Source organism: Parabacteroides sp. AT13 (assembly GCF_002272965.1).
Taxonomy (GTDB): Bacteria; Bacteroidota; Bacteroidia; order Bacteroidales; family Tannerellaceae; genus Parabacteroides; species Parabacteroides distasonis.
This window is the reverse complement of the sequence record NZ_NQMH01000001.1, coordinates 867,086-880,597: the sequence shown is the minus strand read 5'-3', so window position 1 is coordinate 880,597 and position 13,512 is coordinate 867,086. Positions and strand designations below refer to the sequence as shown.

The 13,512-nt window shown below is 45.8% G+C and carries 10 protein-coding genes; 6 read left to right on the top strand and 4 right to left on the bottom strand.

Annotation, left to right across the window (positions count from 1 at the left end):
- Positions 1-21: 21 nt before the first annotated feature.
- The 3 genes from CI959_RS04160 (at position 22) to CI959_RS04150 (ending at position 2,350) form a co-directional block, all read left to right on the top strand.
- Positions 22-1,392 carry an MATE family efflux transporter gene (locus CI959_RS04160; protein ID WP_005858963.1) on the top strand — a complete coding sequence of 457 codons (1,371 nt, stop codon included), beginning with the start codon at positions 22-24 and terminating at the stop codon, positions 1,390-1,392.
- Positions 1,393-1,466: 74 nt separating this feature from the next.
- Positions 1,467-1,901, top strand: a complete 435-nt coding sequence (locus CI959_RS04155) for an META domain-containing protein (RefSeq protein WP_008777929.1) — start codon at positions 1,467-1,469, stop codon at positions 1,899-1,901.
- Positions 1,901-2,350: an META domain-containing protein gene (locus tag CI959_RS04150; protein WP_005858959.1), complete on the top strand. Its 450-nt coding sequence runs from the start codon at positions 1,901-1,903 to the stop codon at positions 2,348-2,350. The genes CI959_RS04155 and CI959_RS04150 overlap by 1 nt, the downstream gene beginning before the upstream one ends.
- A 49-nt stretch (positions 2,351-2,399) precedes the next feature.
- Here the strand turns inward: CI959_RS04150 and CI959_RS04145 are convergent, their stop codons facing one another.
- On the bottom strand, positions 2,400-4,457 hold the full coding sequence (locus CI959_RS04145; protein ID WP_057316724.1) for a TonB-dependent siderophore receptor: 2,058 nt from the start codon (positions 4,455-4,457) through the stop codon (positions 2,400-2,402).
- Positions 4,458-4,463: 6 nt separating this feature from the next.
- Complete coding sequence (locus CI959_RS04140; RefSeq protein ID WP_036632950.1) at positions 4,464-5,657, bottom strand: exo-beta-N-acetylmuramidase NamZ domain-containing protein; 1,194 nt, start codon at positions 5,655-5,657, stop codon at positions 4,464-4,466.
- Positions 5,658-5,755: 98 nt separating this feature from the next.
- Here CI959_RS04140 and CI959_RS04135 point away from each other — a divergent pair, with 98 nt between their 5' ends.
- The 3 genes from CI959_RS04135 (at position 5,756) to CI959_RS04125 (ending at position 11,669) form a co-directional block, all read left to right on the top strand.
- Positions 5,756-8,170: a DPP IV N-terminal domain-containing protein gene (locus CI959_RS04135; protein ID WP_036632952.1), complete on the top strand. Its 2,415-nt coding sequence runs from the start codon at positions 5,756-5,758 to the stop codon at positions 8,168-8,170.
- A gap of 146 nt (positions 8,171-8,316) precedes the next feature.
- On the top strand, positions 8,317-8,859 hold the full coding sequence (locus CI959_RS04130; RefSeq protein WP_005858951.1) for an HDIG domain-containing metalloprotein: 543 nt from the start codon (positions 8,317-8,319) through the stop codon (positions 8,857-8,859).
- 65 nt (positions 8,860-8,924) lie between these two features.
- Positions 8,925-11,669, top strand: a complete 2,745-nt coding sequence (locus CI959_RS04125; protein WP_012056147.1) for a putative LPS assembly protein LptD — start codon at positions 8,925-8,927, stop codon at positions 11,667-11,669.
- Between the two features lie 63 nt (positions 11,670-11,732).
- Here CI959_RS04125 and ung read toward each other — a convergent pair whose 3' ends face one another.
- Both ung and asnA read right to left on the bottom strand, forming a co-directional pair.
- A complete protein-coding gene (ung, locus tag CI959_RS04120) occupies positions 11,733-12,395 on the bottom strand; it encodes a uracil-DNA glycosylase (RefSeq protein ID WP_005858947.1) in 663 nt (220 codons plus the stop codon).
- A gap of 21 nt (positions 12,396-12,416) precedes the next feature.
- The gene (gene asnA / locus CI959_RS04115) at positions 12,417-13,454 is read right to left on the bottom strand and encodes an aspartate--ammonia ligase (protein ID WP_005858945.1); all 1,038 of its coding nucleotides are present in this window, start codon (positions 13,452-13,454) and stop codon (positions 12,417-12,419) included.
- Between the last annotated feature and the right edge of the window lie 58 nt (positions 13,455-13,512).

Below are 13,512 nucleotides of genomic sequence, written 5' to 3'. Positions count from 1 at the left end.
GTAGAAAGCAGATCAATGGACATGTATAGACTATTCCGTGCCCCGAGAGGGCTGAGAGGCAAATTATTTAAATTAACAGGGCCTATCTTTCTGGAAACCTTGCTGATGTTGACTTTAGGCGTGGTGGATACGCTTATGCTGAGCCATCATTCCGATAACGCGGTGGCGGCGGTAGGTGTGGTGAATCAATTGCTGAACATGGTATTCCTGCTGTTCAATATTACCACGACCGGAACTTCCGTCATGTGCGCCCTCTATTTCGGGGCGAAGGATCATAAAAGTTTTATTCAGGTATTAGGGACGTCTTTGCTGTTTAACGCAGGAATCGGTTGCTTGATCAGCTTGATGCTTTTCTTGTTCGGTAGGGAGATGTTGGTCCTGATGGATATCCGTCCGGATCTGATGCCGGACGCTGCGACTTATATGCATATTGTCGGAGGGTTCGGCTTCTTCCAAGCGGTTAGTTTTACGATATCGGCGGTGCTCCGTGCGGCGAACAAGCCGAATTACGCGATGCAGGTGACCTTGCTGATCAATGTATTGAATGTGTTTGGAAATTATGCGTTGATATTTGGCCATTTTGGTTTCCCTGCCCTCGGTGTACAAGGAGCGGCTATCTCTACCTCTGTTTGCCGGGGAGTGGCGATGACACTTTTGTTTATCATGCTGTTCAAGCGGTTGGTGCCTCGTATCCCTTTGGCTTATTTCCGTCCGTTCCCGTTTCAGAAGTTGAGAGACGTGTTGAAGATCGGTTTGCCTTCGGCAGCGGAACAAATCTCGTATGATGCCTCGCAGGTGACGATTGTCTACTTTATCAATATGCTGGGTAATGAGTACTTGACAGCTCGTGTTTATGTGATGAATATCGTGATAATCGGCTATATCTTTTCTTTGTCGATCGCGCAAGCTACTTCTATTTGTACCGGCAATTTGGTGGGCGCGAGAAAGAAGCAAGCCGCTTATTTATTGAGTTGGTATGCTTGGAGGAGGTCGTTGCTGATTACGCTGGTCGCTAGTACCGGGGTTTATCTGCTGGGACGTCCTTTATTGGGGATATTCACGGAGAATCAAGCAATCATAACGATTGCGATGGGAGCCTTGCTGGTAGATGTACTCTTGGAGCAAGGGCGGGCCACGGTACTGCTGTTCTTATTCTGCTTGCGTTCGGTAGGCGACGTCGTGGTCCCGGTAATTATCGAGTTATTCTGTATGTGGTTCTTTGCCGTGTTCTGCGGGTATATGTTCGGTATCGTGTTCGGATTAGGCTTAGCGGGGATGTGGTTCGCTTTTGCTTTGGACGAGTGTTCCAGGGGAGCGGTACTCTGTTTGCGGTGGCGAACGCAGAAGTGGAAAAAGAGGATGTTAATCAAGAATCCTGTTAATATAAGCTAAAACAGGGTGCTCTTGGGAACATTTTGCCTTCTATTTGCGTCTTACTAATTACAATAGATATTTTATAAAAGATTATGATGAAGATGAAAAAGGTATTGTTTTATGCGTTTTTGCTTCCCGCTTTCGTTGGGATGATGTTTTCTTGTTCAGACGTCAAGACAGATGTGAAGAAGTTGGAAGGTAAATGGAATGTGGTAGAAGTGAAAGGTGAGAAAGTCTTGGAAGAAGGCCTGCCACAGATGGACTTCAATATGGCTGAGAAGAAATTACATGGAAATACAGGCTGTAATTTATTCAATACGACGATCACGTTAGATCCGGAAGATGTATCTTCTATTACGATCGCTCCGGGCGCTACGACTATGATGGCTTGTCCGAATATGGATTTGGAGACGAGCGTGCTTCAATCGATGGATCAGGTTCGTTCCGTGAAGGCCGGAAAAGATGAGAATGAGATGTTGTTGGTAGACCAAGATGGTAATGTATTATTAGTATTGGAGAGAAATTAATGAGAAAAGGTCTTTTTTATATTTGCCTGCTTTTGGTAGGCGTCGGTTTGTTCGCCGGCTGTAAATCCAAGAAAGCGGTGGTAGCTTCTTTCTCGGATCTGGATGGTGAATGGGGTGTCGTGGAGATGAACGGTAAGACGTTGAATCCCGAGGAGACTCATCAGGTTTTGGTGTTCGACGTGGCTCGTCAAGGGCTTTCAGGAAATGCCGGTTGCAATCGGTTGATGGGGAAGATCGAATATAATGATGCTTATAAAAATATCATTAAGTTCCCACAGGTAGCGACTACCCGAATGGCTTGCCCGGATATGAGCGGCGAACGTGAGTTGCTGGAAGCGCTTAATAAGGTGGTGCGCTTTGAGGCACAGGGTGAGGCGGCTCCTGTTACGGAAATCGCTTTGTTCGGGACCAATAATGATAAGTTGTTGGTGATCAAAAAGCAAAAATAAAATCACCCAGTTGTAGAGACGGGGCACGCCCCGTCTCTACAACTGGGTATTAATATTTGAAACTATAACGGAATCCTGCCTTAAACCAAATACCCGGTTGGGGGATATTTCCCAGATCATAATAAGTGGAATTGAGCAGATTATTTAACTCCGCATATAGATTTAACCGCTGATATTCCCAATTTACTTTCATATCTACTAAGCAATAAGGAGCGTAAGGTTCCTCATAAGCCGGCTTAAGATTCTCGTATTTAGTATAACTACCGGCCCGGTCTTGCCAACGGACATACCAAGTGGCCGAAAAACCTTTCCAGATAGAATGGCTTAATTGAGCCGTGAACTTGTGCTTCAGATAATCTAACGCATAATTCGATATATACCCCTCACTATCCTTGTCTTGATGGATAAACGCATATCCCAGTTCTATTTTCCGGATAAAGAACCGTTCGTTGCCCAGTTCCCTCGGTAATAAACTCAGGTTAGTCTCGAAACCAAGGTTATCGACTTTTGTCAGATTTTGGCTTTCCCAGATATCTTCCGGTTTCTCTTTCACCCAATCGATCATGTTCTTGCCTTTTCGGTAAAAGCCGGCTATATGAGCCCGGAGGAAGTAAGTGTTGTATTTCAGTCCGACCTCGAATGCTTCGCTTTCCTCCGGTTTTAGGTCCGGATTTCCTTTATTCGTCTTACCCTCATAATAAAGATCGGTGAAAGTCGGCATACGCAATGCCCGGTTCCAGCTCCCATACAGACGGAAATTGTCCCCGATACGGTAACTGGCATCTATTCCCGGATAGAAATGAATCCCTTCGTTTAAGGCCGAATTATAGTTTGCCAAGACCCCGACTGACAACGTGAAGCGGCGTAATAATACGTTATGCTCAAGAAAGTAGCTGATGTTACTTCGGTTATCGCTTTTTAGATATTGCCCCTCTTTCTCGAAAGGAACATCCTGCGGTTCCTTCATCGGCTTGCCTAATACGTTACTCCTTACTCCCTCGTTTCGGAATTCCACGCCCATACTGGTTCTTCCTAGTTTCCACTGTGTCGTGGCGTTGAGGTTGGCTCCGAATACTTCCGTCTCATGGTAATTATGCCCGGTATACCAATCGGCGGGATCGCTACGGAACAACTCGTACCGGTCGAAATGTCGGGTCCAGTATACCTTGGGGGTGAACTTGATTTTGCCATGTGTTTCTCCTCCGGCGGAGAGGAAAAAGCGGCGAGTCTTGTCGTATTGGTTGGGGTAGGAAGCGGAGTAGAAGCTATTCGCTCCATAACCTTTGTCGTTGTATCCGGCTTGGAATTGGAAATCGGCCTCCTCGCTTTTAAGTTCCGATTGCCAAAAAAGATTTAATTGTTTGAAGTCTGTATTGTCTATATACCCTCCGGACGAGGCATACCCTGCGGAAAGGCGCTGTCCGAAATGAGTGGTCGCGTGATTGATGGCAGCTTCCAGTTTCCAGAGCTTATGCATTCCAGCGTAATTGTCGGTCGAGATCCTGTTCTCTTTTCCTGTTTTCGTGATGATATTGATCGCTCCGGCGAAAGCGCTGGCCCCGAATATACGGGAAGAAGGGCCGGATACCACCTCGATGCGCTCTATGTCCGAGAGATTCACCGGGAGGTCAAAACTATAATGGCCAGTTTGTGGGTTGGAGAGGTTGACCCCGTTTAAGAGAACCGCTATTTGGTCGAACGTCCCTCCCCGAATGGAGATATCGGCTTGGGTGCCTCCTTCTCCCCGTTGCCGGACATCTATTCCCGCAGCATATTCTAAAAGATCCTGGATACTGGTGACAGGTGCCGTCGCGATCTCACGGGCGGGAATGACTGTCACGATCTTGGTCGCTTGATTCCGTGCGATAGGCGCACGGGAGGCGGTAACTTCTACCTCTTCCAGCTCTACGGAAGCTTCCTCGCCGGTCCGGTTAGGCTCGATTGTCTTTTGAGCTTGCGCCGTGTCGGGCAGGGCGAATAGTAGCGTACTTGCTGTTACGACTCCAATGTTAATGACTTTGTGCATACTCCGGAATGCGGCGTAACGTTTCCGGTCGAATCGGCGGAAACGTACGGCGACTTGGGTATGCGATTCCCAATAATTCATTCGTTCTTATTTTTTATTTTGAGTAGGATAGTCCGGATAAAGTAAATACTTTTTACGCATGGCCTTGTATTGATCTAGCTCGGGTTTCCAACTTTCCCGGATCTCTTTCTCGGATAAGCCCCTTACGATCTGGTAGCGGAGCTGCTTCGTGCCTGCCAATAAATCGAACCAGTTCGGACGGGAGAAGAAAAAGGCTTGATCCTTTCCCGCTTTATTGTAGAAGTCGAGGAAGAATCGCAAGGTTAATCCTCCTTCGAACGGATATTCCCGCAGATCGATGCCGTAACATACTTTATCCTTTTGCAAGGGATTGGTATCGAATCCGGGTAAGGAGGTCGGGGTAAAAGTGAAATTCCCGTATTTAGGATCCGGGAAACCTAGTACTTGAAACGGATAATAGGTTCCTCTTCCCACGCTAACGTTCGTAGCCTCAAAAAAGCAAAGCGACGGATACAGGCGGATAGACTGGTCATTCGGGAGGTTCGGAGAGGGCTTGACCGGCAACCAATAGGGATCTCCGTGTTTCCAATTCTCCATCTTTACGATCTTTAACCGACAGGTATCGGGCGTACTTTTCAGCCAGCCTTCCTTATTGATCATCCATGCCAATTCCCCTACGGTCAAGCCGTGCAAGATCGGGAGCGGATCGACACCTACGAAAGACTCAAATCCCTTTTGGCGGATCGGCCCGTCTACAAAGTCATTTGGGTTCGGGCGGTCCAACACGATAAACTCTTTGTTGTTTTCGGCGCAGGCTTCCATCACGTAATGCATCGTACTGATATAGGTGTAGAAACGGGCACCTACATCTTGTATATCGAAAACAATCACGTCGAGGTCGCCCAGTTGCTCGGTGGACGGTTTCTTGTTTTTTCCATAAATAGAGATGATGGGGATGCCTGTTTTCAAGTCCCGGCTATCTTTTATCTCCTCTCCGGCGTCACCGGTTCCCCGGAATCCATGTTCCGGAGCGAACACCTTCTTAACGTCTATGCCTTCCGCTACTAGCGCATCTAATAAATGAATCTGCCGCTTTTCCAAAATGGAAGTCTGGTTGACCACTAATCCGACCCGCTTATCCTTAAGCAAACGGGTGACGACATCCATCCGCTCGGCACCTAGCTTTAACGGGGCGTTTTGTGAATAGACCGTTGGCGTCAGGCTAAAAAGTATGACTAGAAATATAAAGATCTGTTTCATTACATATATAATAACTGTATACTAACCGCAAAAGTACGAAATGTTTTTCACAGAAAGTTTATACTTTTGAGGCGAATAACAGACAATACTAAGAATCTATGAATGTAAAAACACTTTTTTATGCGGTAGCCTTCTTGAGTTTATCATGGGTGCCTTTTACCTATGCGCAAGATGTCCTACCGGAATATACGCAAGCACGCCGTTTCGCCCCGTCGAATGCGGAACAGCTACTTTTCTCTTATACCCTTACCCCCAATTATTTTAATAATAGTGACAAGTTCTGGTATGAGTATAAGACGAGTGAGGGGACAAACTGGTATCTGGTGGACCCCAATTCGAGAAATAAACGATTATTATTCGATCGGGATGAGTTGGCGGCACAGATAAGCGAGATCGTGAGAGAGCCTTTTACCGGACAACAACTTCCTATCGGAGATTTACGCTTAAAGGAAGATGATCGCACGTTTACTTTCTCGATAAAGGGTACGAACGGGAACTATTTTTTCTCGTATGATTATCCGTCCTCCCGGTTGACTCGGATTACGAAAGACGAGATTCCTGCTAAAATCCGTTGGGCGAATATATCGCCGGATAAAAAGCGGGTCGTCTTCGCGAAAGATTTGAACCTGTATGTCATGAGTTATGAGGATTATGAGAAGGCCGTGAAGGACCCGGAGGATAAGACGATATCCGAGATCGCCTTGACTACGGATGGCGAAAAAGATTTTGGCTTTGGTATGCCCCGGACCTTCTTGAATACCGATACTTTATGTGACCATAAGCGGAAATATGTAATGGGGAACTGGTCTCCCGATGGTCGTTATTTCGCCGCGACTTTGTCGGATCAACGTGTGGTGCAAGATTTATGGGTGATTAACTCGATCGCCAAACCTCGTCCTACACTTGAGACCTATAAATATCAGATGCCGGGAGAGGCGGGTTCTCCAATCGTTCATTTATATCTCTTTGATTTGGAAAATACCGGGAAGCGGAAAGAAATCCGGGTGGATTGTTTTAAAGATCAAACAATCAATCTAGCCTCCAAGCCGGATAAGGAGCGTACGGGACTCACTCGGAACTCGATCTGGTTGGGAGATAACCAGACCTTCTATTTGACCCGTGTCAGCCGGGATATGAAACGGGTGGATATCTGTTCGTATACGATCGGGGAGGATTCGGTAAAAGCGATCATTGAGGAACGTCTAAATACTTCTATGGAAACCCGCCCGCTAGCGATGACCGATAATGGTAAGGAATTGATCCATTGGAGCGAACGGGATGGTTGGGCGCATCTGTATCTATATGATGCGCAAGGAAATTTGAAAAACCGTATCACCAAAGGGCCTTGGCATGTGGACGCCATCGTAGACGTGGACAGTAAGAATCGTGTCGTTTACTTCAAGGCGAATGCCCGGGAAAAGGGAGATACGACTCCTTATTACGAGCATTTGTATCGGGTGAATCTGGATGGTTCGGGCTTAAAGCTGATTACTCCGGGCGATTATTTCCACCTGGTCTCTATGGATAAATCCATGCGATATATCGTGGATAACTATTCTCGTGTCAATACGATCCCGGCTACGGCATTGTATGATAACCAAGGTAATCGATTGATGACCTTGGAGGAGAGTGACTTCTCCCAATTATTCATGGCAGGTTATAAATTCCCTGAGCCTTTTTCGGTAAAGGCGGCCGATGGGGTGACCGATTTGTATGGTGTCATGTATAAGCCTTTTGATTTTGATTCCACGAAAGTATATCCGGTCATTAACTATGTATACCCCGGACCGCAACAGGAGGGAACTTTCTTTCGCTACATCCCGATGAATCCTCGTACGGATCGTTTGGCGCAAGCCGGATTTGTCGTGGTTTGCATGGGACACAGGGGAGGGCATCCCAGTCGCTCCAAGTGGTATCATAATTATGGATATGGAAATTTGCGTGATTATCCGATGGCGGATCATAAAGTGGCTATCGAGCAGTTGTGCGCTCGTTATAAATTCATGGATATCAACCGGGTCGGCATACACGGACACTCCGGTGGCGGTTTCATGTCTACAGCGGCTATGCTGCTTTATCCGGATTTCTTTAAGGTGGCGGTATCTTGTGCCGGCAATCATGACAATAACATTTATAACCGGTGGTGGGGAGAGAAACACCATGGAGTAAAGGAGATCACGGATGATATGGGAAATATCTCGTTCGATATTCGCATCCCGACCAATCAGGAATTGGCGAGGAACTTGAAAGGCCATCTGTTATTAATCCATGGCGATATCGATAATAATGTGCATCCGGCAAATACCATTGTTGTCGTGGACGAGTTGATCAAGGCGGGCAAGCGCTTTGATATGTTGATCGTACCGGGAAAACGTCATCATTTTGATGACTATAATGAATATTATTACTGGCGGATGGTCGATTACTTCTCTGAGTATTTGAGAGGCGAACGGGAAACAGGTGCGGATATAAAAGATTTGAAGCTGGGCAATTGGTTTCAGGGGTATCAGTGATGAGAAGTAGTACTGACTTTGCCAAGTAATACATACTAACATCGCTAACGCAGTATATATTACTTGGCCAATGCAGTATATCTTCTGCGAACTCATCCATATGTGAGAGAGATTGTTTATTTTTGTCTCGCAAAAAAATAAATAGGATGAAACCTCTTGATATAATAAAGAAATATTATCCGGAAAGTTCGGATGCCTACCGGATTTTGGTGACTCATAGCCGTAGCGTGGCGGATAAGGCATTAGCATTGGCCCGTTTGCATCCGGAGATGAATCTGGATCTGACTTTTATTGAGGAAGCGACGATGTTGCATGACATAGGGATCTTTTTGTGTAACGCACCGGATATCGATTGCCATGGGGAGGCCGATTATATCTGTCATGGCTATCTGGGAGCCGATTTAATGCGGAAAGAGGGGTATCCTCGCCACGCCTTAGTTTGCGAGAGGCATACGGGGACGGGGCTTTCGCTTGCCATGATCGAGGAACGGAACCTGCCTGTTCCACATCGGGATATGCGTCCCGTGTCATTGGAAGAACAATTGATCTGTTTCGCTGATAAATTCTTTAGCAAGACTAAATTGACGAAAGAGAAACCGGCTGATAAGATAAAACAGAGCTTATCCAAGTATGGAAATGAGACAGTTGAGCAGTTTGAACACTGGTGTAAACTCTTTTTAGGGGAATAAAAGCATAAGGGCTCGTTTATTTATTATACATTTGCACGCTGTAACACACTGCAAAGAACGAAGTAATGTTTTTGATATATAGAGTCCTAATCATTCTATTCGTTTTCCTCTTGGGAGGCTTGGGCGTGCAAGCGCAGGAGATTGTCGCTCCTGCCGATAGCTTGGCGCAGACTGATTCTCTCTTGGTGGCTCCTACGGATAGTACAACGTTAGCGGGAGATTCGATTCCAGAAAAGCAGACCGGGCTAGATGCTCCGGTCAGTTATCAAGCGACCGATTCTATCGTGATGACAGCTGGCAACTGGGCATATCTTTACGGGGAAGGCGATGTCAAATACCAGAATATCGAGCTGCAATCCGAATTGATCGAGATGAATATGGATAGTAGCATCGTGTTCGCTAAGTTTGGACTCGACTCTATCGGGCAGGAGTTTGGCTATCCGTTGTTTAAGGAGGGCGACCAGCAATATGAGTCGAAGACGATGCGGTATAATTTCGGTACCAAGAAAGGATATATCACGGACGTGATTACCCAGCAGGGCGAAGGGTATGTTACTGCCGGGCGAACGAAAAAGATGGAAGGGGATATCTTGAACATGGTGGGTGGTAAGTATACGACCTGCGACGAGCATGAGCATCCTCACTTTTACATCCAGATGACGAAAGCGAAGGTGCGCCCGAAAAAGAATATCGTAACGGGTCCGGTCTATCTGGTCTTGGAGGACGTGCCGTTGTATCCGATCGGGTTACCTTTCTGTTTCTTCCCGTTCTCGAGTACATATTCATCCGGTATTATTATGCCGACTTTCGGAGACGAGTCTACCAGAGGTTTCTTCTTGCGTGACGGTGGATATTATTTCGCCTTGAGCGATTATATGGACTTGGCTTTATTGGGAGAGATTTATACGAAAGGATCTTGGGGATTGTCGGCTAAGTCGGCTTACCGTAAACGTTATAAATTCTCGGGCAGTTTTAATGCTTCTTATTTGGTGACGAAATTGGGCGATAAGGGATTGCCCGACTATAATTTATCCAAGGACTTCAAGGTTAACTGGACGCATACGCAAGACCCTAAGGCGAATCCTTATCTGTCTTTTTCGGCGAGCGTAAACTTCTCGACCTCTTCGTATGACCGCAATAATCAGAACAGTTTATATCCGAACGCAAGCGGGTATGCCGACGTGAACCAGAATACGAAGAGTTCATCCATCAACATAACGAAACGTTTCCCGAATAACCCGTTCACGATCTCCGGTACGATGAGTATAAACCAGACGACCCGTGATTCTTCTATCGCCGTAACCTTGCCTAGCATGACGGTTACGATGAGCCGTATCTTCCCTTTCAAGCGGAAGCATCCGGTCGGGAAGGAGCGTTGGTACGAGAAGATCTCCATGAGTTATTCCGGTACGTTCAGTAATAGTATCACGACAAAGGAAAACTTATTATTCAAATCGAATTTGATCAAAGATTGGCAGAATGCTATGCAGCACTCGATTCCGGTAAGCGCTACATTCTCCGTGCTCAAGTACTTGAATATTTCTCCCTCTTTCAATTATAAGGAACGTTGGTACACCAGCAAGATCGAACAGGAATATGATACGCAGAAACAGGCTTTGGTAGCCCGCGACACTACGTATGGTTTTTATCGTATTTACGATTTTAACGCTTCTATCTCTGCGTCTACGACCTTGTATGGTTTTTATAAACCGTTGCCATTCTTGGGTAATAAGGTTGAGATGATCCGTCACCGCTTCGAGCCGTCTATTACGGTAAGCGCCCAGCCGGACTTCGCTTCTTCTCGTTTTGGTTTTTATGAGACTTATGTATATCAAGACGCGAATGGTGAGGATCGTGAATATACGTATTCTCCGTTTGCTCATAATATGTATGGCGTTCCGGGAACGGGAAAACAAGGAAATATCAGTTTTGACGTAAATAACAATATCGAGATGAAGGTGCGTTCGGATAAGGACTCTACTGGATTCAAGAAAATTAGTCTGATCGATAAGCTGTCGTTAGGCATGAGTTATAATATGGCGGCGGATTCATTTAAGTGGAGTGACTTGAGTGTCGGTTTACGTTTGAAATTATCCAAGAGTTATACGTTGAACTTGAATGGTCAGTTCGATACCTATACGTACGATGAGAATGGGCATCGTGTCGATATTCCCCGTTGGAAAGCAGGCAAGGGTATTGGCCGTTTGAGAGGGACTAGCACCAGTTTTTCTTATACATTTAATAATGATACGTTTAAGAAGTTGTTTGGAGGAGGTGATAGTTCATCGGATAAATCTGGGAATCAATCGGCTTCTACGGATCCGAATGCAGATCCGGATGGCTTGAACCCGGATGGAGAAGGAGAGGGCGAGAATAAGGAAAGTGGTGGCCGTCTGTTGGGCAAAAAGAAAGAGACCGGTGAGACAGATGCCGATGGCTATTTAATTTCCAAGATTCCTTGGAGCCTCTCGTTTAGTTATGGTTTGAGTTTGCGGTATGGTGATTTTAATCGTTCTAAACTGGAGTATGATTACGCCTTGACTCACTCTTTGAGCTTTAACGGAAATATCCAGCCGACAAAGAACTGGCGTTTTAACTTTAACGCTACTTATGATTTTGACGCTAAGAAGATCTCTTATATGACTTGTAACGTAACTCGTAACTTGCACTGCTGGCAAATGACGGCTAGTTTCGTTCCGGTTGGTCCTTATAAATCCTATACATTCAGTATCGCTGTAAGCTCTGCTTTATTGAAAGATTTGAAGTATGATAAGAGAAGTAATTATAGGGATGGACAGCAGTGGTATTAAGAACCGAAAATTGAGAATTGAAAATTATTGGATTGTATAGCTAATTTTCAATTCTCAATGATCTTACCATTCGATGGGAGTTTGCCCAGTTGCGATTAAATAATCATTGGCTTTGCTGAAATGCTTGTTTCCGAAGAATCCCCGGTAAGCGGAAAGTGGGGACGGATGGGCTGATTTAAGAACCAGGTTACGGGATGAATCGATGAAAGCACCTTTCTTTTGTGCGTAGGAACCCCATAATATGTAAACGATATGGCTTCTTTCAGCCGCCAGACGATGAATAACAGCATCGGTAAAGGTCTCCCAACCTCTATTTTGATGGGAACCGGCTTGATGCGCTCGTACTGTGAGCGTGGCGTTTAGCAGTAATACGCCTTGATCTGCCCAACGAATCAAGTTGCCGGTTGTTGGAACCGGATGCCCTAAGTCATCTTGTATTTCTTTGAATATATTGATGAGGGAAGGGGGGAAAGGTACCCCATCCTGCACGGAGAAACAAAGTCCGTGCGCCTGTCCCGGCTCGTGATAAGGATCTTGGCCGAGGATAACGACCTTCACTTTATCGAACGGGCAGTGCTCAAAAGCGTTGAACATATAAGGACCGGGAGGATAAACAGTACCTTGGCGGTATTCTTGTTTAACGAAATCGGTCAATTGCTTGAAATAATCTTTTTCAAACTCGTCGGCTAACCGTTTTTTCCAGCTTTCTTCAATCTTTACGTCCATAATATAATAGTTGGCTGTTAACTAAATAAGCATCATTCCAGCTGCACGTGCTTCCTTGCGCATCTCCTCCGGCCAGATACTTGCCTGTATCTCTCCGATATGGGCCTTACGAAGATAGAACATACACAACCGGCTTTGTCCGATACCACCGCCGATACTTTGCGGAAGTTCACCGCTCAAGAGGCGTTTGTGGAAATAGAGTTCTTTTTTCTCCCCGGCTTTGCAAATATCCAACTGGCGTAGCAAGGCTTCCTTATTGACGCGGATACCCATAGAGGATAGTTCCATAGAACGGTTTAGTACATCATCCCAAACCAATAAATCCCCGTTCAATCCGGTTTGTCCGTTCTCGGCGATCGTAGACCAATCATCGTAGTCCGGAGCACGTCCGTCATGCTTCTCTCCATTGCTTAGCGAGCATCCGATACCGATAATGAATACGGCCCCGTATTCCTTGGTAATAGCGTCTTCCCGCTCTTTCGGTGTAAAGGTAGGATATTTTTGTAACAAATCCTCTGAATGGATGAAATGAATCTGTTGGGGGAGCGTCGGGCGGATTTGAGGAAACATCTCGTAAACTAAATATTCGGTACGGACCATAGCGGCATATATGCGACGGACGATTTCCTTGAGGAAATCGATCTTACGTTCGCTTTCGCTCATTACACGTTCCCAGTCCCATTGATCCACGTATAAAGAGTGTAAATTACCTAGCTCCTCGTCTGAGCGGATGGCGTTCATGTCGGTGTAAATACCGTAACCTTCTTCAATGTGGTAATCGGCGAGTGTCAGTCGTTTCCATTTGGCGAGTGAATGTACGATTTCTGCTTTAGAGTCGTTTAAATCCTTGATAGGAAAAGTGACGGCTCGCTCGGTCCCGTTAAGATCATCATTGATACCCATGCCCTTAAGTACGAATAAAGGTGCGGTTACGCGTCTTAGGCGCAGCTCGGATGAGAGGTTTTGCTGGAAAAAGTCCTTGATCTTCTTGATTCCCATTTCAGTCTGGGATAAGTTAAGTAAGGCTTTATACCCTGCGGGTTTAATAAGATAGCTCATATACTTGTTGTACTTTGTGTTTGTGAAATATGTGCGGCAAAGATAATGATTAATGGCA

Bases quoted from the DNA above. Each gene is read 5' to 3' on its own strand.
- CI959_RS04135 (WP_036632952.1), top strand. From the start codon at position 5,756: ATGAATGTAAAAACACTTTTTTATGCGGTAGCCTTCTTGAGTTTATCA.
- CI959_RS04130 (WP_005858951.1), top strand. From the start codon at position 8,317: ATGAAACCTCTTGATATAATAAAGAAATATTATCCGGAAAGTTCGGAT.
- asnA (WP_005858945.1), bottom strand. From the start codon at position 13,454: ATGAGCTATCTTATTAAACCCGCAGGGTATAAAGCCTTACTTAACTTA.
- CI959_RS04140 (WP_036632950.1), bottom strand. From the start codon at position 5,657: ATGAAACAGATCTTTATATTTCTAGTCATACTTTTTAGCCTGACGCCA.
- CI959_RS04155 (WP_008777929.1), top strand. From the start codon at position 1,467: ATGATGAAGATGAAAAAGGTATTGTTTTATGCGTTTTTGCTTCCCGCT.
- CI959_RS04145 (WP_057316724.1), bottom strand. From the start codon at position 4,457: ATGAATTATTGGGAATCGCATACCCAAGTCGCCGTACGTTTCCGCCGA.
- CI959_RS04150 (WP_005858959.1), top strand. From the start codon at position 1,901: ATGAGAAAAGGTCTTTTTTATATTTGCCTGCTTTTGGTAGGCGTCGGT.
- CI959_RS04125 (WP_012056147.1), top strand. From the start codon at position 8,925: ATGTTTTTGATATATAGAGTCCTAATCATTCTATTCGTTTTCCTCTTG.
- CI959_RS04160 (WP_005858963.1), top strand. From the start codon at position 22: ATGTATAGACTATTCCGTGCCCCGAGAGGGCTGAGAGGCAAATTATTT.
- ung (WP_005858947.1), bottom strand. From the start codon at position 12,395: ATGGACGTAAAGATTGAAGAAAGCTGGAAAAAACGGTTAGCCGACGAG.